Consider the following 25,222-nt stretch of genomic DNA (forward strand, 5'->3'; position numbering starts at 1 on the left):
TTTTATGCGGCCTTCCCGAGAGCGTAGGTCGCGATTTCGCCGATCGGTGCGATCACGCCGGCGGCGCCGAGCGAGATCGCCGCGCGCGGCATGCCGAAAACGGTGCAGGTGGCTTCGTCCTGCGCGATCGTCGCCGCGCCGGCCTGCGACATGGCGAGCAGACCGCGCGCGCCGTCGCTGCCCATGCCTGTCAGCAGGGCGCCGACGGCGCGGGGACCGACGGTCTGCGCGACCGAGCCGAACAGCATGTCGACCGAGGGCAGGTGGCCCGAGACCGGATTGCCCGGACGCAGGCGCGCGTAATACTTGCCGGCCGTGCCGCCAACGGTCAGGTGACGGTCGTCGCCGGGTGCCAGATAGCAATGGCCCGGCTTGAGCGGCATGTCGGGCTCGGCGAGCATCACGGTCGCCGGCGAGCTGATGTCGAGCGTCTTGGCGATCGCCGGGGCGAAGCGCGGGTTGACGTGCTGGACGATGACGGTCGGCGGACAATCGGCCGGGAAGTTCGCGAGCACGGTCTGCAGCGCTTCGACGCCGCCGGTCGAGGAACCGATGGCGATGAGGTCCGGGCGGTGCGCACGGATCGCGTTGTTCGTGCGTGCCGCGACGGGAGCCGGGGCGCTCGCGCCACCGCGGTTGAACTGGACCTGCGCGGCCTGGCGGATCATGTCGCCCAGCTTGGTGCGGGCGCCAGTGCGCAGCGCGGCGTCGAGATCGGCCTTGGCATAGCAGTCGATCGCACCGAGCGTCAGCGCTCGCGCCGTCGTCTCCGCGCCCTGCTGGGTCGAGCCCGAGACGATGATCACCGGCGTCGGACGCAGGGTCATGATCTTCTCGAGGAAGTCGAGCCCGTTCATGCCCGGCATTTCGATGTCGAGCGTGACGACATCGGGGTTGTGGACCTTCATCAGCTCGCGACCTTCGGCGGCATTGCCCGCCGAGCCGACGACCTGGATGTCGGGCTCGGCCGAAAGGCACGCCGCGAGGATCGCGCGCATGGTCGCGGAATCGTCAACAATAAGAACCCGGATCGTCATGCCGCGCTTCTCTGATAGATGGTTGGACCGACAGGCTGGAGCTGCGCGGCGGCGGGACCCGTGACGCGTTCGCTATGGCCGATGTAAAGAAAACCGCCAGGAACGAGCGCTTCCGCGAAGCGGGAGATCAGCCGTTCCTTGGTCGGGGTATCGAAATAGATCATCACGTTCCGGCAGAAGATCACATCGAACTGCCCCTTCATCGGCCACTGGCCGTGAAGGTTGAGCGTGCGGAAGCGAACGAGCCCGCGCGCGGTCTCGTCGAGCGTCGCCATACCGCTGGACACCTTGGTCCAGGGCTGACGCAGCTGTGCCGGCACCGCTTCGATATCCTCGACCGGATAGGTCGCGGCCGAGGCCTTCTTGAGCGCGTGCTGGGCGATGTCGCTGGCGAGGAAGCGGATGTCCGAACCGGCGATGCGACGGCCGGTGGCCTTCTCCTCGCCAAGCAGGGTCATCACGATCGACCAGGTCTCTTCGCCGCTCGAGCAGCCGGCTGACCACAGGCGCGCGGGCTGGCCGCCCTGTACCTGCTTGAGCAGCTTGGGCCGCGTGGTCTGCGCGAAATGCTCGAAATGGTGCGGCTCGCGATAGAAGAACGTGTGGTTCGTCGTCAGCGCGCCGATCGCCCGAGTCTGCTCGGCCGGGTTGTTGCGGATGTGGTCGATATAGGCCGCGAAAGTGCCGCAACCCGATTCCCGGACCAGCGGCGCCCAGCGCGAATAGACCAGCATGGCCTTGCCCGATTCCAGCACGATGCCCGCGCTCGAATAGGCCAGTTCCGAGACCGTCTTGAAGTCGGCGGCGCTGTAGATGTCGGGGCTGATCCCCGGCATCGGTTCCGCAGTGGCGGCGGCGAGGCTCATGCGGCCTGCCTTTCGGGTTCGATCATCGCGCCGCCGACGAGGCCGTCGACGTCGAGGATCAGGGCCACCTGGCCGTCACCGAGGATGGTCGCGCCGGCGACGCCGTCGACCGCACGGAAGTTGGTGTCGAGGCTCTTGATGACGAACTGGCGCTGATCGCAGATGTCGTCCACCAGCAGCGCGGCCTGGCCGGCAGCTTCGGTGTCGACGACGATCAGCACGCCGCCATCGGGGCCGCGCGAGGCGCCGCTGCCGCCGATCGTGTCGCGGACCGAGATCACCGGGATGAACTTGCCGCGCATGTTGAACATGGCGCGCTGGCCCAGACCCTGGACTTCGCCGTCCTTGGGTCGGAGGCACTCGACGACGTGCGCGAGCGGAACGACCATCGATTCCTGGCCGACCGCGACGATCATGCCGTCCGAGATGGCGAGCGTCAGCGGCAGGGTGAGGGTGAAGGTCGTGCCCTTGCCCTCTTCGGACTCGATGGTGATGCGACCGCCGAGATCCTTCACGTTCTGGCGCACCACGTCCATGCCGACGCCGCGGCCCGAAACGCTGGTGATGCTCGCGGCCGTGGAGAAGCCCGGTGCAAAGATCAGGTTGTCGATTTCCTCGGGGCTGAGCTGCGCTTCGGGGGCGAGCAGGCCCTTTTCGACCGCCTTGGCGAAGACGCGGGCACGGTTGATGCCGGCGCCGTCGTCGGCGATCTTGATGAGGATGCGGCCCGAGCGGTGCTCGGCCGAGAGAGTCAGCGTGCCGTCGGCGGGCTTGCCCGCGGCGAGGCGCGCCTCGGAAGGCTCGATGCCGTGGTCGACCGCGTTGCGGATGAGGTGGGTCAGCGGCTCGCCGAGACGTTCGATGACGGTCTTGTCGAGTTCGGTGCTCTCACCGATCAGGTCGAGGCGGACGTGCTTGCCGGTCGACGAGGCGAGTTCGCGCAGGATACGCGGCACGCGGCTGAACACGGTGCCGATCGGCTGCGCGCGGATCGACATCGCGCTTTCCTGAATGTCGCGCGTCAGCGATTCGAGCAGCGTGATCTCTTCGTTGGCCTGGATGCCCTCGTTCGAGATGCGCTGCGCCATCATCGCCTGGGCAATGACGAGCTCACCGACCGAATCGATAAGCTTGTCGAGCTTGGCGAGATCGATGCGGATCGAGGCGCCGGCGGCTGCGGCAGCCGCCGCGGCATTGGCAGGCGCCGCCGCGGCTGCAGGAGCCGGGGTCGGAGCTGGCGCAGGAGCCGGAGCCGCCGGAGCGGCTGCGGCCGGCGCGGCCACGGGGGCCGGAGCCGCCGCGACCGGAGCGGGCGCGGGCGCCGCGACGACCGGGGCCGGTGCGGGAGCAGCGGCAACAGGAGCCGGAGCTGGGGCGGGGGCCGGGGCCGGGGCCGGCGCAGCGACGGGTGCCGGTGCCGGGATCGGAGCGGCGATCATCGTGGGCGGGATCGCTGCGGTCTCACCGAAAGCGATGCCGACGTCGTCACCGACGAAGTCGAAGATGTCGCGGACTGCCATTTCGCTGACATCGCTGGAGCACTGGAAGCTCCAGCCGAGATAGCCCTGCGCGGGATCGAGCCGGTCGAGCGGCGGCAGCTTTTCGACGTCGCAGGCGATGCAGGTCGCGCCGAGGCTGGCCAGTTCGCGCAGCAGCAGCAGGGGTTCGCCGCCATTGAGCATCGAGCCGTGGTGCGGACGCAGGTGAACGTGCAGGCCCGGGGCTTCTGCGGGTTCAGGCTGGGCCACGACTGCAGCTTCGGCCGGCGCGTCGCCGTCCATGCTCGGCATGTCGCCGAACATCGCGTCGAGATCGAGCTCGTCGAAGGCGTCGCCGAAATCCTCGTCTTCCTCATCGGACGACGCTGTTTCGGGCTCGGCGGCGGACGCGGGGGCCGTTTCGGCGACCGGAGCCGGTACAGGCTCGGGCGCTGCAGCCGGCGCGGCACCGGCATTGGCATGCTGGGCCGCCGTCAGTTCCTGGATGAGCTGCACGTCGTCAGGTGCCGCACCGCCATCGCGGGCGGAATTGACGTGATCGCTCAGCGTGTCGAGCGCGCGCAGCAACAGGCCGGTCAGCGGGGTGATGTCGACCAGGCCGTCGCGAACGTCCGAGAGCAGCGTCTCGAAGGTATGCGTATAGGCGGCCAGCGCGGTGAAGCCGAACGCGCCGGCGCCGCCCTTGATCGAGTGGACTGCGCGGAAGATCGCGTTGATCGTGTCGTCGTCCTGCGTGCCCGACTTGCAGGCGTCGAGGCCGGCTTCGGCGGCAGCGAGCGATTCTTCGCACTCGACGAAGAAGATCTGTTGAATTTCCTCGGCGGTCACGCGCGTGCCTCCTCGAAGAGCTCATGGGTCAGCCCGGTCAGGCTGGCGGCATCGCGGAGCGCCGGCGACGGATCGATCGCAACGCCTTCGGTGCTGCGGCGGGCACTGACCAGCAGTTGCAGCAACGCCTGGCTGACATGCGTCACCTGGCTGCCGTCAACGCTGAGCGGGGCGCCCATGGCCGCCACGAATTCGGGCAACAAAGTTTCGACCGTGGCGCGGTCGCACCGCGCGGGAAGGGAAATTGCAGACATTCGGGAGAACCCTTTCGCCGATCGATCTTAGAATTCGGCCCAGTCGTCGAAGTCCTCGACGGGGGACGACTTGATCGCGAGATTGCCGTGAACGGCCGGCATTGGCGAAGCGGCGGGGCGCGGCGCCGGCTTGACGGGCAGGGCGGCGACGCGCGGAGCGCCATAACCGCCTTCGCCGGTCGAGAAGCGCGCGACCAAGGCGGTCAGCTCGTTGGCCTCGTCGGCCAGGCTGCGCGAGGCGGCGGTCGATTCCTCGACCATCGCCGCGTTCTGCTGGGTCATGCGATCCATTTCGCTGACCGTCGTGTTGATCTGCTGGAGATTGAGCGACTGCGCATTGGCGTTGTCGGCGATCTCGGTCATCAGGCCGGTGATGTCGCCGACGCCGCCAAGGATCTTTTCGAGCAGGGCGCCGGTTTCGGCGACGAGCGTCACGCCGTCTTCGACCTGGCGGGTCGAGGCGGTGATCAGGGTCTTGATGTCCTTGGCCGCGTCCGCCGAGCGCTGCGCGAGCAGGCGGACTTCGTTGGCAACGACCGCGAAGCCCTTGCCGGCATCGCCGGCACGCGCCGCTTCGACACCTGCGTTGAGGGCGAGGAGGTTGGTCTGGAAGGCGATCGAATCGATCACGCTGATGATCTGGCCGATTTCCTGCGCGGACTTCTCGATCGCGCCCATCGCCGTGGTGGCGCGCGCGACGACCTTGCCGCCCTCGGTCGCTTCCTGGTGCGTGGCCGAGATCGTGCGCTGCACGACGGTGGCGCGCTCGGCGGTCAGCTTGATGTTGTCGGTGACCTGATTCATCGCCGAGGCCGCTTCCTCGAGGTTCGCCGCCTGGCGCTCATTGCGGTTGGCGAGGTCGTCGGAGGCCGAACGGATCTCGGTGGCACCATTGTGGACGCTCGACGCCGAGGCGCGGACCGACTGCATGGTTCCCGCGAGCGAGGCGACCGCTGCGTTGAAGTCCTTGCGCAGCTCTTCGTAGGCGCTGGGGAAGGGTTCGGTGAGCTGGAAGTCGAGCTGGTTCTGCGAAAGCTTCTTGAGGCCACCGCTGAGGCCGTCGGTCATGCGGCTGTCTTCGGCCTTGTTACCGTTCTGGAGCGTCAGGGCATTGTCGCGGAAGGTCGCCATGGCCTTGGTCATCCGGCCGACGCAGTCCTTGTGGTCTGTGTAGCGGATCGGGCTGCTGGTATCGCCCGCGGCGAGCGCTTCCATGCGCAGGACCGTGTTGACGTAGGGCGTGCAGATGCGCGACGAGGCGACCATCAGCGTGATCGCGGTGCCCACGAGCGCGGCACCGGCGGCGCCGATCAGGGCCGGGCTTCCGCCGGCGAGTGCCGTGGTGGCGACACCGACGCCCGCCAGCGCCGTCTGAACGCCCAGAAGGGCCTTGAACTTGGCCCGGATGGGCGAGTCTTTCTCGAACCAGTTAAGCATCTCGCCTCCAGCAGTCGCGGATATGTCGCGTGGCCATTTCCCGCATCGGGCGGGCAATCGTGGCGAGGCTGGATTAACCATCTCCGGGTGAATTCGGGGCTTAGCGGCACCCTGGTATTTCTACTATTTTATATCAGCCGTTTACTATAACTTACCCATCTATGAGCCGCATGAGCCTGGTAAGTCCGGGCAATCAGCGGAGGTAAACACGGTCCTATGTCTATGAACGACGCACGCGTCCTGGTGGTCGATGATTCAGCGGCCATGCGCGCGCTGTTTTCCGACGTGCTCGACCAGGCCAAGAACGTCCAGGTCGTGGGAACCGCGGTCGACGCCAATGACGCCCGCGACAAGATCGCGTCGCTCCGTCCCAACGTGATCACGCTCGACGTGGAAATGCCGGGCATGAGCGGTATCGAATTCCTCGAAGAGATCATGTCCACCAATCCGCTGCCGGTGGTGATGCTCTCCTCGCTGACCCAGGCGGGTACCGAAATCTCGCTCAAGGCTTACGAGCTGGGCGCGGTCGAGTGTTTCCCCAAGCCGCTGAAGGCGACGCCCGAGCAGTTCAACAAGCAGGTCGGCAAGCTTGGCAAGATCGTGCTCGCCGCGGCCAACAGCAACGTCAAGGACAAGAAGCCCAAGGTGACCGGCCCGGTCGTCGAGAAGTTCGACTGGAATGGCCGCATCGTCGCGTTCAGCGCGTCGATGGGCGGTGTCGAGGCGCTGACCGATCTGCTCGCCGGCTATCCGGGCAACTGCCCGGCCACCGTCGTCGTGCTGCAGACCCAGCCCGAACTGGCCGAGACCTTCATCAATCGCCTGAACAAGGACCTCAAGTGCTCGGTCCGGGCGCTGGTCGATGGCGCTCCGCTCGAGGAAGGCGTGGTCCACATCGCCGCCGACCCGAACAACCACGTCGTGCTCGAGCCCGGCTCGCCGCCCAAGCTGCGCCTGCTCGCGCGTGATCCGATCGAGGGCGTCCGTCCTTCGGCCAACCTGCTGTTCGGCACGATCGCACGTGCCGCGGTTCCCGCGGTCGGCGCCGTGCTTTCGGGCATGGGCACCGATGGCGCCAAGGGCCTCAAGCTGCTGCGCGACGCCGGTGGCAACGCTTTCGTCCAGTCGCCGCAGAGCGCAGTCGTTGCGGAATCGCCGAATGCCGCGATCGCGGCCGGTGCGGCCGAACGCGAAGTGCCGATCGACGCGCTCGCTGCGGCAACCCTGGCCTGCTGCAACAAGGCCTGATCGCTCGGCCGGTTCGTCCGGCTGGGCTTCGAAGTAAACGCAATAGCGGTGCGATTATTCGCGCCGCTATTCGTAGTGTGTTCGATCTCTGCGAGACGACTTCAAAGTGTAAAGAAATATCTCGTTTTTCCTAACGACTATATCGCAAATGCACGCGGTCCGAATTTATCGGGGATAAAGTGCCTCGTGTCATTTCTGGCATGAAACCAAATGGGGGTCGTGCGGATGACTGATTCGAATTCGCGACAATCGAACGGATATTATGGGTTCGCTGCGAACCCGGTCCATTCGCACGCCTCGTCCAGCAGAACGGTGACCGCGTGAACAGACCCGACAACCGCAGCGGCCAGCGCGTCATGACCGTATTCAAGGCGGCGCGGGTCGGCGCGGCCTGTGCCGATGACCTTGGCCTGATCCGCAACATCTCCGCCGAAGGCCTCATGGTCGAGACGCGGCTGACGCTCGCCATCGACGAGCCCGTGGTCATCGAGATCCAGTCGGGCAAGCCGATGCAGGGCCGTGTGCGGTGGTCCAAGAACGGGATGACCGGCATCCAGCTCTCCTCGGCGATCGACATAGCCGAGGCGCTGCGCACCAGCAGCCCCGGCGACGTGATCGATCGCATCCGCCCGCCGCGGTTCGACCGAGCGGTCGAAGCGACGCTGCAGTACGAGGGGCGTCACTGGCCGGCGATCACGCAGAACATTTCGCTCTCCGGTGCGCAGATCGTCACCGAAAGGGCGCTGCTGCTGCCGCGCAATGCGCATGCGGCGCTGCGGGTCGAAGGGCTCGGCATGCTGGGCGGCGAACTGCGCTGGCGCCGCGGCAACAACATCGGCATCCGCTTCGAGCATCCGCTGCCGCTACGCCATTTCCAGCAGTGGCTTCATCAGTTCGGCGAGCAACGCGTCCCCGCGGCCCTCCCGCAAAGCGTGCCGGCTCCGGCCATGCGCTCGATCTAGTCGACGAGTTTCGCGATGAAGCCCAACTTTCGCGAAGATTTCCTGGCGCAGGGTCTTGTCCCCGAGCGCCAGGGATCTGACCTCACCATCTGGCCGACGACGCCGTCTGCCGGGGAGCATCCGCTGCCGATCGAAGCGGATCTCGCCGCGTTCTATCAGGAGGCGCTGAACGAGGCGGCGATCGTCGACATCACCGATCCGCTCGGCACGATTCTGTCGGTCAACGATCGGTTTTGCGAGATCACCGGTTATGCGCGTGGCGAACTGGTCGGCGCCAACCATCGCATGCTGCGCTCCGACGAGCATGACTGGACGTTCTTCCGGCACATGCAGCGCGAGATCATGCTGGGCCACGTGTGGCGTGGCGAGATATGCAACCGTGCCCAGAACGGCGATCTGTTCTGGGTCGACACCACGATCGTTCCGCATCGCCGCCGCAACGGCCAGATCGAGCGCTTCATCGCGATCCGCTTCGACGTGACTGCACGGCGCCAGGCCGAAGAGCGACTGCGGCGCCTGGCGAACGTCGATCAGGTCACCGGACTGCCCAACCGCAATGCCTTCATGCGCAGCGTCGAGGACATCATCGCCGATACGCGCGCCACGCCGGGCCGCATCGCCGTGGGCATTCTTGACGTCGATCACTTCAAAGAGATCAACGACTGCCTTGGCCATGGCGCTGGCGATACGCTGTTGCAGGAACTGGCTTTGCGCCTGCGCGCTGCGATGGGTCGCAACGACGAAGTCGCACGGCTCGGCGGCGATGAATTCGGTATCATCCTGCGCGATTGCGCGTCCGAGGATGCCGTTCGCCAGCGCATCGCCGGCATCTTCAAGGTTTTTGCCGCACCGGTATCGGTCTGCGGCAGCAAGCGGCAGCTGTCGGCGAGCCTCGGCATGGCCATGCTGCCCGTCGAGACCGCCGGGCGCAGCGAGCTTCTCAAGAACGCCGACATCGCGCTGCACGAGGCCAAGGCCAATGGTCGCGCCCGCGCCGAGCTGTTCGGCGAAGAGATGCAGGAAGAGGTCCGTCGCCGTGCCGAACTGCGCAGTTCGTTCGAGCGTGGCCTGCATGTCGGCGAGTTCGTGGTGCATTACCAGCCGATCGTTGCGCTCGAGCCGGGTGCGCCCGTGGCGATGGAAGCCCTGTTGCGCTGGAACCATCCCGAGCGGGGGCTGATCCGCCCGCCACAATTCATCGAGGCGCTGTCCGACGAGCACCTGGCCACCCAGGTCGGCGGATACGTACTCGATTTGGCGATCCGCCAGATCGAAGACTGGTACCGGGCAGGCGTGCGCTTCGGATCGATCTCGATCAACGCAACGCTCGGCGATTTCCGGTCGGGCCGTTATGTCGACACGATCCTCGGCGCCGTCGCCGGTGGCCGCATCGGGGTCGACGACATCCGTGTGGAGATCAACGAGGACGTTCTGATCGGCCGCGGCGGCGATTGCGCGCGCACTGAGATCGAGCGCCTGCACCATGCCGGCATCGCCATCGCTTTCGACGATTTCGGCACGGGCTTCGCTTCGTTGCGTCACTTGCGGGACATGCCCGTGCAGATCATCAAGATCGACAAGAGCTTCATCCGCGCCATCGATACCGACAAGGCCGATCGCGCGATCGTCAAGAATCTGATCGAACTCGCGCATCAACTCGGCAAGACGGTCACCGCCGAGGGTGTCGAGACGCGCGACCAGGCCGCGGTGCTGCGGGAGCTTGGCTGCGATCGTATCCAAGGTTTCCTCGTCGCGCCGGCAATCCCTGCCAACGAGATCGAGCAAATCCTGCGCCTGCCTTGTGCTGCTGCGGACTACGACTTGATCTGAGACCGGCCTAGCGCTGGCAGTGGCGGACCCAGTCGGCGAAAGCGGTCAGAAAGCGCGCGACGCCCTGGCGCGTGCGTTCGTCGGTCAGACGGCCCTCTGCATCGAACTTCTCGTTTGCGCGGAAAACGAGCACTTCGGGTTGGGGCATGCAGTAGCTTTCGGTAAAGGTGAAAGCCTGGCGCAACTGGCTCTGTCCGCGCGCGGTGCCCGTGATCCCCGGCGAAGCGCCGAATATCGCCACTGGCTTGCGAGCCAGGACCGCGCCGCGTGGCGGGCGCGAGGCCCAGTCGATCGCGTTCTTCATCACCCCCGGCACCCCGTGGTTGTATTCGGGCGTGGCCATGATCACGCCGTCCGCCGTAGCGATCGCCTGTTTGAAGCGGGCCACGCCTTCTGGATCGCCCGCCTCTTCGACGTCGCCATCGTAAAGCGGCACTTCGGCTATGTCGAAGACGGTCACGGCCATACCGTTCGGAGCAAGCTCGACCGCGGCCCTGACCAGCGCGCGATTGTACGAGTCACGCCGCAAGCTGCCCGCAAAGGCGAGCACATTGAGACGGGACGTTTCTTCTGTTGCGGGCACGCGATCCTCCACGGTTGACGGCGCCACCCTGGCGGGTGCGGCTTCGCGCCGTCAAGCCGCGGAGAGGCGCTTACTTGGCGGGATTGGCAACGTCCTTCGCGGCGCTGCCGACATCCTTGGCAGCATCGCCGACATTTGCCGCGGCATTGGCGACGGCGTTGTCCTTGACCGCTTCGCTGTCGCTCATGCGGCTGAAGAAAACGATGCCCACGACCAGAGCAACCACGAGGACGAGCGCTATGACCCAGCCCGAGCCGCCGCCGCGGCTGGGGGTTTCGACGATTACGGTGCGATCTTCAGCCATGTCGGATACTCCGTTGAACATGCGGCCTCAGAAACGACCAGAACCGGCGCGGGTTCCGCGTCGTGCGCAGGGCTTCCCGGAACCCTCAGGCGTGCGCGGACTTTCCGCTGGGAATGTCGAAACCGCAGGGGGCGCAAGCCATGGCCGCATTTCCCGTCGATCGCCTCGTTTTCACACCGCCGATGGTTGACCTGTCGCGATCACCGCTGGCCGGCCATCTCGCGGCCGAGACCTATGTGCTGGGTGCGTTCAATCCCGCGCTCACCCGGCTGCCCAATGGCAATCTGCTGATGCTCGTGCGGATCGCCGAGGCGCTGCGCGAACCCATCTTCGATGACAAGGTTCATGCGATTCGCTGGGACGAGGGAAAATATGTCCTCGACGGCTGGCCGCTAGAAGACGCGGACACCGCCGATCCGCGCAAGTTCATGCTTCGCGACGGCGGCGGCTGGAAGATCATGGCGCTGACCTCGCTGTCGTGGCTGCTCCCGGTCGAGATGTCGCCCGATGGACTCGCGGTGGTTACGATCCACTACGACCGGGCCGTCGCGCCGACCGGATCCTGGCAATGCTATGGGCTCGAGGACGCGCGGATCAGTCGGGTCGAGGGCCGGTACTGGATGACGACCTGCTCGGTCAGTCCCGAGCGGCATTCGACCACGCTCTACTCTTCGGACGATGCCTTGGACTGGATCTTCGAGGGCATCGTGCTCGATCACCAGAACAAGGACATGCTGATCTTCGAGGGCCTGATCGGCGGCAAGTTCTGGGCGCAGACGCGGCCGCTCGGCGATCTCTATTTCGCCTATCCGCCGGGCAGCGAATGGCGCGCGGGGCCTTCGATCAATCTCGCCTCCTCGCCCGATTGCCGCCACTGGCAGCCGCATCTCGAACCGGGCATCCGGCCCCATGCCAATACGGTTGCGACCGCGCGGATGGGCGGGGGGACGCCGCCCATCCTGACCGATATCGCAGGCCAGCGCGGCTGGCTGACCTTGTGGCACGGGGTCGAGCCGCGCGGACTCGTCGGCGTATACCGCACATATTGGTCGCTACTCGATGCCGAGAACCCCGCTCGCACGATCGCGACGAGCCACGATCCGCTGCTCGAAGCCGATCCTGCGCTGACGGCACCGATCGACGATCTGATCTATATCCGCGACGTCGTGTTCACGACGGGCATCGTCGAAGCGGGCGATCATTTCATCGTCGCCTCGGGCGAGGCAGATCTCGCTTGCCGGATAACGCACATTCCGAAGGCCCACTTCTGACACCCCGTTGCCAAAAGCCGATGTTGCAGTGCAATAGGCTCGCATGCGCATCGCCATCGTCGATGAAAGCGCCGCGCGCGCTTCGGTGATCCAGGAAGGACTCGCGTCGCTCGACGACTGCGAGATCTTCGTGGTGACCGAACGACGTGGCCTCGTCGCGCGGATCGGCGAGATCGCGCCTGACATCGTCCTCATGGACCTGGGCAATCCGTCGCGCGACGTGCTCGAGGAATATTTCGCGGTCAGCCGGGCGCTGGCCCGGCCGATCGCGATGTTCGTCGACGAGAGCGACGACGAGACGATCGCCGCTTCGATCGACGCCGGAGTCTCTGCCTATGTCGTCGACGGTCTCGCGGCGAACCGCATCAAGTCGCTGATGGACGTCGCAGTGCGGCGGTTCAACGCCTTCGCGCGGCTGCAGTCGGATCTCGACGAGGCGCGAGGGCGGCTCGCGGATCGCGAAGCGATCGACAAGGCCAAGCGCATTCTCATGGACAGCCGCGGCCTGCCCGAGCCCAAGGCCTATGCCGAAATGCGCAAGGCGGCGATGGACCAGGGCAAGAAGATCGCCGAAATCGCCGACGCCATCATCACGGCGCACAAGCTCATGGGAGGAAAGTGATGGCCGAGGAACTGACGATCGGCTTCCTCCCGCTCGTCGATGGCTGCCTGCCGATCCTCGCGCGCGAGCACGGCTTCGCCGAGGACGAGGGGGTTTCGCTGAACCTCGTCAAGGACGTGTCCTGGGCGACCGTGCTCGACCGGCTGCTCTATGGCCACAGCGATGCCGCGCATATGGTCGCGCCGCTGGCGATCGCGACGACCCTGGGCCGCGGACGCCCGGCGCAGCCGCTGTCGGTGCCTTTCGTGCTAGGGCTCAACGGCAATGCGATCACGCTGCGCTCGGACATCGCCCGACTCGTGGGTGCGGAAGGCAAGCTCGGGGATCCGGCCAAGGTCGGTGCGGCGCTGGCCGAAGTCGTGCGCGAGCGCGCGGCGGCCGGCAGCCCGCTGCGCTTCGGCGTGGTCCATCGCTATTCGAGCCACAACTATATGCTGCGCTACTGGCTCGCGGCCTGCGGCATCATGCCCGACCGCGACGTCGAGATCACGACGGTGCCGCCTCCGTTCTGCGCCGACGCGCTCGAAGCGGGCGAGGTCGACGGCATCTGCGTGGGCGAGCCGTGGAATTCGGTCGCGGTCGAGCGCGGGGTGGGGCAGATCGTCCTCGCCACGGCGCAGGTCTGGCGGCGTGGCGTCGAGAAGGTGTTGGCGCTGCGCGAACCCGTGCTCGCCGAGAAGCGCGGCACGGTCGAGCGGCTGATCCGTGCCATGTGCCGCGCGGGCAAGCACTTCGTCGATCCGGCCAACTGGGAAGCCAATGCCGCGATCCTGGCCCGGGCCGAATATCTCGACGGCGATCCCGTGCTGATCCGTCGCGCGATCTCCGACCAGCTACTGCTCGCGCGCGGCGGCGAGATCGTCGAATATCCCGACTTCATGTTCCAGTACCGCGAGGCGGCGAACTTCCCCTGGGTCAGCCAGGCCGAGTGGCTCTACACGCAGATGGTGCGCTGGGACGGGTTGACCTTCGATTCGGCGAACGCCGAAAAGGCAGCTCGCGTCTTCCGTCCCGACGTATACCGCAGTGCACTAATCGGCACCGGGGAGCCCTTGCCGGGGGCCAGTTCGAAGGTCGAAGGCAGTCTTCGGCAGAAGACCTCCGTCTCGACCCAGCAGGGTACGATGACTTTGGAAAGTAACGCCTTTTTTGACGGGCGCGTATTCGATCCCAGTCATCTTGCCGAGTACATCGCACAGCTCGGCTGATATCGTTTCATGCTGCATTGCAAAAAGACCTTTACCAAGTCCCTGCGAATCGGTTAGCCTTCCCTTCAGCAGCCAAGCCGGCCGCCGCCCAAGGACGGGCGGACTAGAGCGCCACTGGGCTTCAACGAAACATTGCGTGGCAACGTCGCCGCCCGAATTGGTCCCTTACGAGGAACCAAGTCGAGGCGGCTTTTTTGCGTTGTCCGCACGAGCGGAGCATAGGCCCCATGGGCACGGTGAAGTCAGCGCAGAATCAGCGAAAGGGCGAGCGCCAGCGCCAGCCCCAGGCTGACCGTCTGCCAGAACCGCACCGGATTGCGCTCGATCAGCGGCACCGGACGGCGTTGCCGCACTTCGAGCGATCCGCCGCGTTCGAGTGCGCGCAGCAGATCGATCACGTCGTTGAACCGCGCTTCGCGATCGGGCTGGATTGCGGTCAGCACCGCGTCGTCGAGCCAGGACGGTATTTCGGCCCGGTGCTTGGAGGGCGGTGTCGGCCGGCCGAAGCGCGGCCGCTGGAAGGCCTCCTGTTCGCCGAACGGCCAGTGTCCGGTCAACCAGCGGTAGAGCGTCACGCCGAGCGCGAACTGGTCGGTCAGATCATCACCGGCATTTCCGGAGAATTGCTCGGGCGCCATGAAACCCGGCGTGCCGGGGATCTCGTCGCCGTGGAAATCTTCGACCCGCGGCAGCCGCGCGACGCCGAGGTCGATGAGCTTCAGTCCGCCCCCATCCTCATTCTTGGCGCTCGTCAGCATGACGTTGTCGGGCTTGATGTCGCGGTGGACCACCTCGAGCCGATGCAAGGCCGCGACCGCGCGGGTCAGGCGGATGGCATGTTCGACGGCGAGCTTGAGCGGCGGCATTCCCCGCTTGAGCCGATCGGCCATGGTCTCGCCGGTCAGCAGCGGCTGGACGCAGTAGAGCGCTGTCTGCCTGTCGGGGCGAACCGGATGCGCGGCCAGCACGAAAGGACTGGCGACGCGCTGGGCCAGCAGCAGTTCGCGGGCGAAGGCCAGCCGGATCGCGCGTTCGCTGAGCGCATTGGGTCGCGGGAACTTGAGCACGACTTCACCACCGGCTTCGGTGTCCTCGGCGACGAGCAGGATCGCGTATCTGCCCTCGCTGAGCACGCGGTCGATGCGGAAGCCGTCGAAACTGGTGCCAGGCGCCGGTGGGGCGACTGCCGGCAGAGCCGACAGGCCGGCGAGGATGCCCTCGTGGTCCGGCGCGGGCAGGCGGACGACGTCGATCAGCACGGCCGTGGCATTGTCCCTGCCGCCAGCTTCGAGCGCGGCCTCGACCAGTTCTTCTGCCGTAGCTTCGGCGGACTTTTGCTGGCCCAGGATCGCGGCAATGCGCTTGTCGCTGAGCGGCCCATGGATGCCGTCGCTGGTCAGCAGCAGGCGGTCGTGCTCGGCCAGTTCGATCGTCGCGTGATCGAGCCGCAGTTCGGGCTCGATGCCCAGCGCGCGGATCAGCACGTGGCGCAGGTCGGGCTCGGGACGGACGTGGTCCTTGGTGAGGCAGGTCAGCTTGCCGCCTGCGAAACGCCAGGCGCGGCTATCGCCGACGTGGACCAGGTGCGCGCGGCGCCCGCGCAGGGCGAGCGCGGTGAATGTGCTGGCCGAATTCTCCATGTCGTCGCTGCGCGCCATGCCGTTGAGCCAGCGGTTGTAGGCCGCCAGCGGTGCCTGCATCGCGCGCGCCGGCCCCAGCGTGTCGGGCATCGCGTAAAAGCCTTCGATCAGCGCGCGCACCGCCAGCTCGGCGGCGACGCGGCCGCGCTTGCCGCCGCTGACGCCGTCGGCCACCGCGGCGATGACACCCTGCCGCATGCGTTCGAGCGCAGTGCCCATGTGGACGCCGCCGAAGTCCTGGTTCTCTTCGCGCGGCCCGCAGGCGCTCGCGAAGCCCGCCGCCAGCACAAGCTGCCCGTCCGCCTGACTCGCATCCCGCAATTTCTTCGCCCCCTCACGTGTGCGTGCACCACGCCCGCCCGCGTGAGGATCGGTTTCACTTCCGTCTCGTCAAGTCCGAAGGGGACATGCCAATGAGTACGCTTGCCATGAAGGAGGGTGCCCGCATGGATTCCGGGCCGAATGCCAGCCAGAGCTTCTGGAAAGCGGGCCACCGCCCGACCCTGATCGCCTCATTCCTCTATTTCGACGTCGCCTTCATGGTCTGGGTCATGCTCGGGCCGCTGGCGCCTATCATCTCCCAGGAGCTCGGGCTCGACCCCGCGCAGAAGGGCCTGATGGTCGCCGTGCCGACGCTCGCGGGCGCGGTGCTGCGCATCGTCAACGGCCTGCTTGGCGACCGCATCGGCCAGAAACGGACGGGCGCGATCAACCAACTCATCGTCATCGTCGGCCTGGCGGTCGCCTGGCACTTCGGGATCTCGACCTATGAGGGCACGCTGGCGATCGGCGTGATCCTGGGCTTTGCCGGCGCCAGCTTCGCCGTGGCGCTGCCGCTTGCCAGCCGCTGGTATCCGCCCGAGCACCAGGGCAAGGCCATGGGTATCGCCGGCATGGGCAATTCGGGCACCGTGCTTGCCGCGCTGTTCGCGCCGCTGCTCGCCAAGACCTTCGGCTGGAACGAGGTCTTCGGCCTGGCGCTGATCCCGTTGATTGCGGTCTTCGTGTTTTACATGATTGCCGCCAAGGACAGCCCCGACCAGCCCGCGCCGCAGCCGCTGTCCGCCTATGCCGCCATTCTCAAGGAGAAGGACGCCTGGTGGTTCATGCTGTTCTACTTCGTGACCTTCGGCGGCTTCGTCGGCCTCTCCAACTCGCTGCCGACCTACTATGCCGACAGCTTTGGGCTGACCCCGGTCATCGCCGGCTACTGCACGGCTGCCTGCGTGTTCACCGGGTCGATGTTGCGCCCGATCGGGGGCGCGCTGGCCGATCGCTTCGGCGGCATCAGGACGTTGACCGCGGTCTATGCCTTCGCTGCGATCGTGCTGGCGGGCATCGCTTTCGCCGGCGCCTCGCTGCCGCTGACGATCGGGCTGTTCCTGGCCGTCATGGGGACGCTGGGTGTGGGTAACGGCGCGGTCTTCCAGCTCGTCCCGCAGCGCTTCCGCAAGGAGATCGGCGTGATGACCGGCCTCGTCGGTTTCGGCGGCGGTGTCGGCGGCTTCTACCTCGCCTCGTCGCTCGGTTTTGCCAAGAAGCTGACCGGCAGCACCAGCCCTGGCTTCCTGGTTTTCGCCAGCCTGGCCGTGATCGCGCTGCTTGGCCTGACTCTGGTCAAGAGCCGCTGGCGGACGACTTGGGGCGCCGCAGTCCAGGGCGTGCGCATCTAAGCAAGAACGACCTATCAAAAGACGAGCCCGTCACCCTCGTGAGAGCGAGGGTGACGCGGCGGGGGAGGAGCCTGACGCGCAAAGAACCGTCAGGAAGGGATCACACCATGAGGAAATTCATAACGGCGGCCGCGCTGGCGGCGCCGCTGGGTCTTGTGCAACCTGCGCTTGCGGCTCCGGCACCGAAATTCGGTGACCCGGTGAAAGTCGGAGACGGCCTGACGCTCGATCCGATCGTCGACGCGCGGTTGCGCTGGGAACACGTCGACCAGCCAACGACGCCCACGTTCACGGGCGAGGCCGATGCCGTCACCCTGCGCTTGCGCGCCGGTGTCGAACTCAGGCATGCCTCGGGCCTTTCGGCCCTGGTCGAGGGCGAGGGCACCCTGGCAATCGGTGCCGACTATAACGCGTTTCCGTTCGCCGTTGCGGTCGGCCAGCGGCGGCCGCAGTTCTCGGTAGTTCCCGATCCCGAGAACATCGACCTCAACCGCGCGCAGATCCAGTACAAGAGCAAGGCGGCGACGCTCACGCTCGGCCGTCAGCGAATCAACATCGATGACCAGCGCTGGGTCGGCTCGGTCGCCTGGCGACAGAACGAGCAGACCTTCGACGCGGTGCGCGCCGAGGCCAAGCTTGGCCCGATCGCGGTCGACGCGACCTATGCGATCAGCCAGCGCACGATCTTCGGCATCGACGCCGGTCGCACCGCCGACTTCGCGCCCGGGGCCGGACCGCGCCAGGACTACGACGGCGATTTCGTCTTCCTCAATGCCACGGCCAAAGCCGGCCCGGTCAACCTGCGCGCCTTCGCCTATCTGCTCGACTACGACCCCGTGTTCTTCCGCGCCAACTCGTCGCAGTCCTACGGCGGCAAGGCGACGGGCTCGTTCCCGATCGCACCCAAGCTGAAGCTCAATCTCATGGCCTCCTATGCCCGGCAGAGCGATTACGGCAGCAACCCCGTCGCCTATGCGGCCGACTACATCGCCGGCGAGGGCGGCCTGGCGATCGACAAGCTGACCTTGACCGCCGGCTACGAAGAACTCGGCAGCGACCGCGCTGCCGCCGCGGGCGCCAGCCGCGCGGTGCAGATGCCGATGGCGACCCTGCACAAGTTCAACGGCTGGGCCGATCTGTTCCTGACGACCCCGGCCAAGGGCCTGCGCGACACTTACGTGGGCGCGGCCTACAAGTTCGACGGGATCAAGGCGCTGCCCGGGCTCAACGCCGCGGTGATCTGGCACAATTTCGACAGCGACGTCGGCGGGCTCGATTTTGGCGACGAATGGAACGCCTCGCTGGGCTTCAAGCTCGGCCAAGTCGCCGTCCTGGCCAAATATGCCAATTACAAGCGCCACGGCGCTGCCGATTTCGCCGGCGACCAGGATACCGAGAAATTCTGGCTCCAGGCCGAGGTGTCTTTCTAGTTCCTCCCCAGGAAGGGGAGGGCGACTGGCCGCTCTGCGGCTTGGTTTCTCTCCCCATAACCGGACGAAATTGCTGCACTGCAAAAAAGACTTGCTCCCGGCGCGCAGAATCGGTTAGACAGAGGGCAAGCGAGATAGCGCCGCCCAACGTCGGGCGGACCAGCGCAGCCGCTTTTCATTAGACAACGCGTGGCAACGGAGCCGCCCGAATGATCCCAAAAGGATCGATTCGAGGCGGCTTTTTCGTTGTGCGCGTTCGGTACGGAGACCTGACGTGAATGCGCCGATGACCTTCGGAAACGACAACCCCGGTAGCGGCACCCGCGAACGCCTGGTCGTGATCGGCAACGGGATGGCCGGCTGCCGTGCGGTCGAGGAAATCCTCGCGCGCGATCCGGGCCGCTACTCGATCGCGATCTTCGGCGCCGAGCCGCGGGTGAACTACAACCGCATCATGCTCTCGCCGGTGCTCGCGGGCGAGAAAGCCTTCGACGACATCGTCATCAACACGGCCGAATGGTACGAAGAGAACGGCATCGACCTGATCTCGGGCGATCCGGTCGACCAGATCGACCGCGCGACGCAGACCGTCATCGCCCGCTCGGGCCGCGTCGAACCGTACGATCGCCTGCTGATCGCGACCGGCTCCGATCCCTTCATCATTCCCGTCCCGGGCCACAAGCTGCCCGGCGTCGTCACTTTCCGCGACCTCGACGACGTCGACAAGATGCTCGCCGCGGCGGAGAAGGGCGGTTCGGCGGTCGTGATCGGCGGCGGTCTGCTCGGCCTCGAAGCCGCGCACGGTCTCAACCTGCGCGGCATGTCGGTCACGGTCATCCACCTGATGCCGACCCTGATGGAGCGCCAGCTCGACGAAGCCGCCGGCTACCTCCTCAAGACCGAGCTCGAGAGTCGCGGCCAGGTCATCCTCACCGGCGCCGACACGGCCGAAATCATGGAAAAGGACGGTCACGTCGCCGGCGTGAAGCTCAAGGACGGCCGCGAGATCCCCGCCGACATCGTCGTCATGGCAGTCGGCATCCGTCCCGCGACGGCGCTGGCCAAGTCGGCCGGGCTCGAAGTCGAGCGCGGCATCATGGTCGACGACCACATGGTCACTTCGGACCCGGCGATCATGGCCGTGGGCGAATGCGTCCAGCACCGCGGCACCTGCTACGGCCTCGTCGCGCCGCTCTGGGACATGTGCCGCGCGCTGGCCGATCACGCCACCGATGCGCCGACCGGCTACCTCGGCTCGGTCACCTCGACCAAGCTCAAGGTTTCGGGCATCGACCTTTTCTCTGCCGGTGATTTCTCGGGCGGCGACGGCGCCGAGGACATCGTCATGCGCGACGCCTCGCGCGGCGTCTACAAGCGCGTCATCGTCAAGGACAACAAGCTCGTCGGTGCCGTGCTCTACGGCGATACCGCGGACGGCTCCTGGTATTTCGACCTGCTCAAGAAGGGTGAGGACGTCTCGGACATCCGCGACGCGCTGATCTTCGGCCAGGCTTTCGCGTCCGGCGGAGGCGCCCTCGCGGACCCTAATGCCGCCGTTGCCGCCCTCTCGGACGATGCCGAGATCTGCGGCTGCAACGGCGTCTCCAAGGGAACCGTGGTCAAGACCATCCAGGGCGGCGCCTGCAGCCTCGATGCCGTCCGCTCGCAGTGCAAGGCCTCGGCAAGCTGCGGTTCGTGCACGGGCCTGGTCGAGAGCCTGCTCAAGATCACCTTGGGCGACGACATCCAGTCGGGCCCCAGGACGGTCTGCAAGTGCACGAGTTTCAGCCACGACGACGTGCGCCGCCTGATCATCGAGAAGGACCTGCGCGCGATACCTCAGGTGATGCAGGAACTGCACTGGACCACGCCCGACGGCTGTTCCTCGTGCCGTCCGGCGCTCAACTACTACCTGCTCTGCGCCTGGCCCGGCGAATACGAGGACGATCAGAAGAGCCGCTTCGTCAACGAGCGCATGCACGCCAACATCCAGAAGGACGGCACCTATTCGGTGGTCCCGCGGATGTGGGGCGGGCTGACCAATCCGCGCGAGCTGCGGGCGATCGCCGACGTGGTCGAGAAGTTCAACGCGCCGATGGTCAAGGTCACCGGCGGCCAGCGGCTCGACATCTTCGGCATCAAGAAGGAGGACCTGCCCGCGGTCTGGGCCGATCTCAACGCCGCCGGCATGGTCTCGGGCCACGCCTACGGCAAGTCCCTGCGCACGGTGAAGACCTGCGTCGGCTCCGAATGGTGCCGCTTCGGCACCCAGGATTCGACCGGACTCGGCGTCAAGCTCGAGCAGATGACCTGGGGCTCCTGGATGCCGCACAAGTTCAAGATCGCGGTTTCGGGCTGCCCGCGCAATTGCGCCGAGGCAACGATCAAGGACTTCGGCGTGGTCTGCGTCGACTCGGGCTACGAGCTCCACGTCGGCGGCAACGGCGGCATCAAGGTCCGTGCCACCGATTTCCTCACCAAGGTCGCGACCGAGGAGGAGGCGATGGACGTCTGCGCCGCCTTCACCCAGCTCTATCGCGAGCAGGCCTGGTATCTCGAGCGCACCGCCCCCTGGATCGAACGCGTCGGGCTCGATCACATCAAGGCGGGCCTGTTCGACGATCCCGAGGCCGTCGCCAAGCTCGCCGCGCGCTTCCGCTACTCGCAGCAGTTCATGCAGGACGATCCCTGGGCCAAGCGCGCCGCGGGCGAGGATTCCGAGCTGCACCAACATCTTGCCGAAGTTCGGCCCCTGGAGTTCGCACAATGATCGGAGACTGGCTCGACATCGGTCCGACGGACCAGATCGCCCCGGGCAACGCCCGCACCCTGCCGGTGCGCGGCGGCGAAGAGATCGCGGTGTTTCACACGATGGACAACCAGTTCTATGCGCTCGTGAACAAGTGCCCGCACAAGCAGGGCCCGCTGAGCCAAGGGATCGTCCACGGCAATGTCGTGACCTGCCCGCTGCACAACTGGAACATCTCGCTCAAGACCGGCGAGGCGCTCGGCGACGACGAAGGCTGCGTGCCGACGATCCCGCTGCGCGTGGACGCGGGCCGGATCTACCTGCTGCGCGAGGCCGTCGTCGCCAAGCGCGCGGCCGTGGCGAAGGCGGCCTGACCCGATGCGCGAGATCCGCACCACCTGCGCCTATTGCGGTGTCGGCTGCGGCATCCGCGCCGAGGTGACGGGGCGCGAGGTCGCGATCAAGGGCGATGCCGAGCATCCGGCGAATGCCGGCAAGCTCTGCTCGAAGGGCACGCATCTGGGGGAGACGGTCAGCCTCGAAGGCCGGCTGCTCTACCCAGAAGCCGGCGGCAAGCGCGTCTCCTGGGACAAGGCGATCGATCGGGTCGCCAAGCGCTTCACCGATACGATCGCGCGCCATGGACCGGACAGCGTCGCCTTCTACGTCTCGGGCCAGTTGCTGACCGAGGACTACTACGTCGCCAACAAGCTGATGAAGGGCTTCATCGGCAGCGGCAACATCGATACCAATTCGCGGCTCTGCATGTCGAGCGCGGTTGCCGGCCACATCCGCGCCTTCGGCGAGGACGTCGTGCCCGCGACCTATGCCGATTTCGACGAGGCCGATCTGATCGTGCTCGTCGGCTCCAACACGGCCTGGTGCCATCCGATCGTCTACCAACGGATCATGGCGGCGCGCGCCTCGCGCGGGACCAAGATCGTTGTCATCGATCCGCGCCGGACTGAAACCTGCGAGGACGCGGACCTGCACCTGCCGCTCCGTCCCGGCAGCGACGTCGCACTGATGAACGGCCTGCTCGCACACTGCCGCGACAAGGGCCTGCTCGACGCGGGCTATCTCGAAGACTGCGTAAACACGCCTGACGGCTTCTGGGACGCGTTGGGAGAGGGCAGCGACCTCTGGTCGACCGCTGCCGCTTGCGACCTGCCGCCGGCCGACCTGCTCGCCTTCTACGAACTGTTCGCCGCCAATCCGCGCACGATCACGCTGTTCAGCCAGGGGATCAACCAGTCGGTCCGCGGCACCGACCAGGTCAATGCGATCCTCAACCTGCACCTCGCCACCGGCCGCATCGGCAAGCCCGGCGCGGCGCCGTTCTCGATCACCGGCCAGCCCAACGCCATGGGTGGGCGCGAGGTCGGCGGGCTCGCCTCGACTCTCGCCGCGCACATGGATTTCGCGCCCGAGAACGTCGAGACCGTCCGCCGCTTCTGGGCCGCGCCGCGCATGGCGAGCAAGCCCGGGCTCAAGGCGGTCGACCTGTTTCGCCAGGTCCGCGAAGGGCGGGTCAAGGCGATCTGGATCATGGCGACCAACCCCGCGGTCTCCTTGCCCGATGCCGGGCTGGTGCGAGAGGCGCTGGCGACCTGTCCCTTCGTCGTCGTGTCCGACTGCATCGCCGATACCGACACCGCCCGCTTCGCCCATGTGAAGCTGCCTGCGGCCGGCTGGGGCGAAAAGGACGGCACGGTCACCAATTCCGAGCGCCTGATCAGCCGCCAGCGCGCGCTGTTCCCGCTCGCCGGCGAGGCCAAGCCTGATTGGTGGATCATGACCCAGGTCGCCCAGGCAATGGGCTGGACCGAGCATTTCGCCTATGACTGCCCGGCCGACATCTACCGCGAGCACGCGCGCCTTTCGACCTATCAGAACGGCGGCAAGCGGCTGTTCGACATCGGCTATCACGCCGCGATCTCGAACCCCGCCTATGACGCCATGGAGCCGTTCCGCTGGGGGGGCGTGCCCTTTGCCGATGGCCGCTTCTCCACGCCGGACGGCAAGGCGCGGCTCGTTCCGGTCGAGCAGATGGTGCTCGAGAAGCCGCTGGCGAAGTTCCCGATGACGCTCAACACCGGCCGCTATCGCGACCAGTGGCACACGATGACGCGCACCGGCCTTTCGCCCAAGCTCTCGCAGCACCGCCGTGAGCCGCTGGTCGAGATCCACCCCGCCGACGCGGACGAACGGGGCATCGCTGCCGACGATCTCGTCCAGGTCTCGACCCCGGCCGGCGACTCGGTGTTCCGTGCGCTGCTGTCCGAGGGACAGCGCCGCGGCGAGGTGTTCACGCCGATTCACTGGACCGATCGCCAGTCCACCGGCGGGCGTACCGGCCTGCTGCCGCGGTCGCTGGTCGATCCGGTCTCGGGCCAGCCGGGCTTCAAGTCCACGCCCGCGCGGCTCGAGAAGCTGGCGCCCGAATGGCGCGGCTTCCTGATCGCGCGCGACGTTCCCGACGCGATCCCCGCCGCCTATGCCACCAAGATCCGCGTCGCCGCGGGTTGGCTGGTCGAAGTCGCCGGCGACGGCGATCCCTCGGTGCTCGCCAAGGCCGTGCTGCCCAAGGGCGAGCGGATCGAGACGGTCGACCAGGCCCGCGGCGGCCTGCGCGTCGCCGTTCTGCAGGATGGCCAACTCGTCGCGGCTTTGTTCATCACCCGTAGCGGTCGCACGCCCTCGCGCGAGTGGCTGATCGCGCAGCTCTCGGCCGCGGGCATGGCTTCGGCGATCGAACTGCTCGCCGGCCGCCCCGCCACGCCGCAGGCCGATCGCGGCCCGATCGTCTGCGTCTGCTTCGACGTCGGCATGAAGACCATCATCGAAGCCGTTGCGACGCAAGGACTCGTCTCCGTGGAAGCCGTGGGCCAGGCGCTCTCGGCCGGTACAAATTGCGGCTCGTGCCGTCCAGCAATCCAGCGCCTGATCGGCGAAACCAAGGAGGCCGCCCATGCGTGAACCGACCCCCATCGCAGCGGGTGAAGTCTGGCTGGTCGGCGCTGGACCCGGCGACCCCGAACTGCTCACGCGCAAGGCCGAGCGGTTGATCGGCGAGGCTTCGGTCGTGTTCTACGATGCCCTCGTCGGTCCCGAAGTGCTCGACCTCGCAAGGCCCGGTACGCGGCTGGTCCACGTTGGCAAGCGCTCGGGCCGCCATTCGAAGGACCAGAAGACGATCGACGCGCTGATTGTCGAAGCCGCGCTCGCCGGTGAGCGCGTGGTGCGGCTCAAGGGCGGCGATCCCTCGATCTTCGGCCGTGCCACCGAGGAACTCGATGCCTGCCGCGCCGCCGGCGTGCCCGTGCGTATCTGTCCCGGTGTCACCGCGGCGAGCGCGGCGGCTGCGGGGATCGGCGCTTCGCTGACCCTGCGCGGGCTCGCACGCAAGCTGACGTTCGTTACGGCCCATGCGCGTGCCGGAGAGGACCTGTCGCTCGACTGGTCGAGCCTCGCCGATCCCGAGGCGACCCTGGCGATCTACATGGGTAAGGCCGCGGCAGGTGAGGTTTCTCGCAATCTGATGACCGCCGGCCTGCGCGGCGATACCCCGGTGGCGCTGGTCGAGAACGCTAGCCTGCCCAGCCAGTCGGTGCTGCTCACGCGGCTCGATCTGCTCGGGCTCTCGGCCAAGGCGGCGCTCGGCGACGGGCCGGCGCTGATCCTGGTCGGCCAGGCGCTCGCGGTCGCGGGTGAGGCCCAGACGCTTGCGGGAGCCGCCCGAACGCTGGCATGATCGTGGCACCTTCCGCCAGGAGAAGCC

The 25,222-nt window shown here is 66.8% G+C and carries 20 protein-coding genes; 12 read left to right on the forward strand and 8 right to left on the reverse strand.

What is annotated here, in order from left to right; genetic code table 11:
* Positions 1-2 precede the first annotated feature (2 nt).
* The 5 genes from WG901_RS00490 to WG901_RS00510 are packed head-to-tail and all read right to left on the reverse strand — an operon-like array spanning position 3 to position 5,921.
* The gene (locus WG901_RS00490) at positions 3-1,037 is read right to left on the reverse strand and encodes a protein-glutamate methylesterase/protein-glutamine glutaminase (RefSeq protein WP_339585067.1); all 1,035 of its coding nucleotides are present in this window, start codon (positions 1,035-1,037) and stop codon (positions 3-5) included.
* Positions 1,034-1,903, reverse strand: coding sequence for a CheR family methyltransferase (locus WG901_RS00495; protein ID WP_339585068.1), 870 nt, complete (start codon positions 1,901-1,903; stop codon positions 1,034-1,036). Before WG901_RS00495 ends, WG901_RS00490 begins: the two co-directional genes overlap by 4 nt.
* Entirely contained in the window at positions 1,900-4,230 is a 2,331-nt protein-coding gene (locus tag WG901_RS00500; RefSeq protein WP_339585069.1) for a chemotaxis protein CheA, read from the reverse strand. Before WG901_RS00500 ends, WG901_RS00495 begins: the two co-directional genes overlap by 4 nt.
* The gene (locus tag WG901_RS00505; protein WP_339585070.1) at positions 4,227-4,484 is read right to left on the reverse strand and encodes an STAS domain-containing protein; all 258 of its coding nucleotides are present in this window, start codon (positions 4,482-4,484) and stop codon (positions 4,227-4,229) included. Before WG901_RS00505 ends, WG901_RS00500 begins: the two co-directional genes overlap by 4 nt.
* Positions 4,485-4,511: 27 nt before the next feature.
* Positions 4,512-5,921 (reverse strand): methyl-accepting chemotaxis protein, encoded by a 1,410-nt coding sequence (locus tag WG901_RS00510; protein WP_339585071.1) that lies wholly within the window; start codon positions 5,919-5,921, stop codon positions 4,512-4,514.
* Positions 5,922-6,143: 222 nt separating this feature from the next.
* Between WG901_RS00510 and WG901_RS00515 the strand changes: the two genes are divergently transcribed.
* The 3 genes from WG901_RS00515 (at position 6,144) to WG901_RS00525 (ending at position 9,961) form a co-directional block, all read left to right on the forward strand.
* Positions 6,144-7,169, forward strand: coding sequence for a chemotaxis protein CheB (locus tag WG901_RS00515; protein ID WP_339585072.1), 1,026 nt, complete (start codon positions 6,144-6,146; stop codon positions 7,167-7,169).
* A gap of 320 nt (positions 7,170-7,489) precedes the next feature.
* Entirely contained in the window at positions 7,490-8,131 is a 642-nt protein-coding gene (locus tag WG901_RS00520) for a PilZ domain-containing protein (RefSeq protein WP_339585073.1), read from the forward strand.
* Positions 8,132-8,146: 15 nt separating this feature from the next.
* Positions 8,147-9,961: a putative bifunctional diguanylate cyclase/phosphodiesterase gene (locus WG901_RS00525; RefSeq protein ID WP_339585074.1), complete on the forward strand. Its 1,815-nt coding sequence runs from the start codon at positions 8,147-8,149 to the stop codon at positions 9,959-9,961.
* A 7-nt stretch (positions 9,962-9,968) separates the two neighbouring features.
* On the opposite strand, the gene WG901_RS00530 is transcribed toward WG901_RS00525, so the two are convergent.
* Together WG901_RS00530 and WG901_RS00535 are read right to left on the reverse strand one after the other, a co-directional pair.
* A complete protein-coding gene (locus WG901_RS00530) occupies positions 9,969-10,544 on the reverse strand; it encodes an NADPH-dependent FMN reductase (protein ID WP_339585075.1) in 576 nt (191 codons plus the stop codon).
* A 70-nt stretch (positions 10,545-10,614) separates the two neighbouring features.
* Positions 10,615-10,848 carry a hypothetical protein gene (locus WG901_RS00535; RefSeq protein WP_339585076.1) on the reverse strand — a complete coding sequence of 78 codons (234 nt, stop codon included), beginning with the start codon at positions 10,846-10,848 and terminating at the stop codon, positions 10,615-10,617.
* Between the two features lie 140 nt (positions 10,849-10,988).
* On the opposite strand from WG901_RS00535, the gene WG901_RS00540 reads away from it, so the two are divergent.
* Genes WG901_RS00540 through WG901_RS00550 form a run of 3 tightly spaced genes read left to right on the forward strand, consistent with a single transcriptional unit; the run spans position 10,989 to position 13,949 of the window.
* The gene (locus WG901_RS00540) at positions 10,989-12,119 is read left to right on the forward strand and encodes a glycoside hydrolase family 130 protein (protein WP_339585077.1); all 1,131 of its coding nucleotides are present in this window, start codon (positions 10,989-10,991) and stop codon (positions 12,117-12,119) included.
* A 43-nt stretch (positions 12,120-12,162) separates the two neighbouring features.
* The gene (locus tag WG901_RS00545) at positions 12,163-12,741 is read left to right on the forward strand and encodes an ANTAR domain-containing response regulator (protein ID WP_339585078.1); all 579 of its coding nucleotides are present in this window, start codon (positions 12,163-12,165) and stop codon (positions 12,739-12,741) included.
* Positions 12,741-13,949, forward strand: a complete 1,209-nt coding sequence (locus WG901_RS00550) for a CmpA/NrtA family ABC transporter substrate-binding protein (protein ID WP_339585079.1) — start codon at positions 12,741-12,743, stop codon at positions 13,947-13,949. The genes WG901_RS00545 and WG901_RS00550 overlap by 1 nt, the downstream gene beginning before the upstream one ends.
* Positions 13,950-14,191: 242 nt before the next feature.
* On the opposite strand, the gene WG901_RS00555 is transcribed toward WG901_RS00550, so the two are convergent.
* Complete coding sequence (locus WG901_RS00555; RefSeq protein WP_339585080.1) at positions 14,192-15,910, reverse strand: protein kinase domain-containing protein; 1,719 nt, start codon at positions 15,908-15,910, stop codon at positions 14,192-14,194.
* 92 nt (positions 15,911-16,002) lie between these two features.
* Here WG901_RS00555 and WG901_RS00560 point away from each other — a divergent pair, with 92 nt between their 5' ends.
* The 6 genes from WG901_RS00560 (at position 16,003) to cobA (ending at position 25,195) form a co-directional block, all read left to right on the forward strand.
* Complete coding sequence (locus WG901_RS00560) at positions 16,003-17,262, forward strand: nitrate/nitrite transporter (protein WP_339585081.1); 1,260 nt, start codon at positions 16,003-16,005, stop codon at positions 17,260-17,262.
* 107 nt (positions 17,263-17,369) lie between these two features.
* On the forward strand, positions 17,370-18,692 hold the full coding sequence (locus WG901_RS00565) for an alginate export family protein (protein ID WP_339585082.1): 1,323 nt from the start codon (positions 17,370-17,372) through the stop codon (positions 18,690-18,692).
* A gap of 286 nt (positions 18,693-18,978) precedes the next feature.
* Positions 18,979-21,462: a nitrite reductase large subunit NirB gene (nirB, locus tag WG901_RS00570; RefSeq protein ID WP_339586612.1), complete on the forward strand. Its 2,484-nt coding sequence runs from the start codon at positions 18,979-18,981 to the stop codon at positions 21,460-21,462.
* On the forward strand, positions 21,459-21,815 hold the full coding sequence (gene nirD, locus WG901_RS00575; protein WP_339585083.1) for a nitrite reductase small subunit NirD: 357 nt from the start codon (positions 21,459-21,461) through the stop codon (positions 21,813-21,815). The genes nirB and nirD overlap by 4 nt, the downstream gene beginning before the upstream one ends.
* 4 nt (positions 21,816-21,819) lie before the next feature.
* On the forward strand, positions 21,820-24,420 hold the full coding sequence (locus WG901_RS00580; RefSeq protein WP_339585084.1) for a molybdopterin-dependent oxidoreductase: 2,601 nt from the start codon (positions 21,820-21,822) through the stop codon (positions 24,418-24,420).
* Entirely contained in the window at positions 24,413-25,195 is a 783-nt protein-coding gene (cobA, locus tag WG901_RS00585; RefSeq protein ID WP_339585085.1) for a uroporphyrinogen-III C-methyltransferase, read from the forward strand. Before WG901_RS00580 ends, cobA begins: the two co-directional genes overlap by 8 nt.
* Positions 25,196-25,222 lie beyond the last annotated feature (27 nt).

Source organism: Novosphingobium anseongense (assembly GCF_037482895.1).
GTDB classification, from domain to species: domain Bacteria; phylum Pseudomonadota; class Alphaproteobacteria; order Sphingomonadales; family Sphingomonadaceae; genus Novosphingobium; species Novosphingobium anseongense.

Bases quoted from the DNA above. Each gene is read 5' to 3' on its own strand.
- WG901_RS00490 (WP_339585067.1), bottom strand. From the start codon at position 1,037: ATGACGATCCGGGTTCTTATTGTTGACGATTCCGCGACCATGCGCGCG.
- WG901_RS00495 (WP_339585068.1), bottom strand. From the start codon at position 1,903: ATGAGCCTCGCCGCCGCCACTGCGGAACCGATGCCGGGGATCAGCCCC.
- WG901_RS00505 (WP_339585070.1), bottom strand. From the start codon at position 4,484: ATGTCTGCAATTTCCCTTCCCGCGCGGTGCGACCGCGCCACGGTCGAA.
- WG901_RS00510 (WP_339585071.1), bottom strand. From the start codon at position 5,921: ATGCTTAACTGGTTCGAGAAAGACTCGCCCATCCGGGCCAAGTTCAAG.
- WG901_RS00515 (WP_339585072.1), top strand. From the start codon at position 6,144: ATGAACGACGCACGCGTCCTGGTGGTCGATGATTCAGCGGCCATGCGC.
- WG901_RS00525 (WP_339585074.1), top strand. From the start codon at position 8,147: ATGAAGCCCAACTTTCGCGAAGATTTCCTGGCGCAGGGTCTTGTCCCC.
- WG901_RS00535 (WP_339585076.1), bottom strand. From the start codon at position 10,848: ATGGCTGAAGATCGCACCGTAATCGTCGAAACCCCCAGCCGCGGCGGC.
- WG901_RS00540 (WP_339585077.1), top strand. From the start codon at position 10,989: ATGGCCGCATTTCCCGTCGATCGCCTCGTTTTCACACCGCCGATGGTT.
- WG901_RS00545 (WP_339585078.1), top strand. From the start codon at position 12,163: ATGCGCATCGCCATCGTCGATGAAAGCGCCGCGCGCGCTTCGGTGATC.
- WG901_RS00550 (WP_339585079.1), top strand. From the start codon at position 12,741: ATGGCCGAGGAACTGACGATCGGCTTCCTCCCGCTCGTCGATGGCTGC.
- WG901_RS00560 (WP_339585081.1), top strand. From the start codon at position 16,003: ATGAGTACGCTTGCCATGAAGGAGGGTGCCCGCATGGATTCCGGGCCG.
- WG901_RS00565 (WP_339585082.1), top strand. From the start codon at position 17,370: ATGAGGAAATTCATAACGGCGGCCGCGCTGGCGGCGCCGCTGGGTCTT.
- nirB (WP_339586612.1), top strand. From the start codon at position 18,979: ATGACCTTCGGAAACGACAACCCCGGTAGCGGCACCCGCGAACGCCTG.
- nirD (WP_339585083.1), top strand. From the start codon at position 21,459: ATGATCGGAGACTGGCTCGACATCGGTCCGACGGACCAGATCGCCCCG.
- WG901_RS00580 (WP_339585084.1), top strand. From the start codon at position 21,820: ATGCGCGAGATCCGCACCACCTGCGCCTATTGCGGTGTCGGCTGCGGC.
- cobA (WP_339585085.1), top strand. From the start codon at position 24,413: ATGCGTGAACCGACCCCCATCGCAGCGGGTGAAGTCTGGCTGGTCGGC.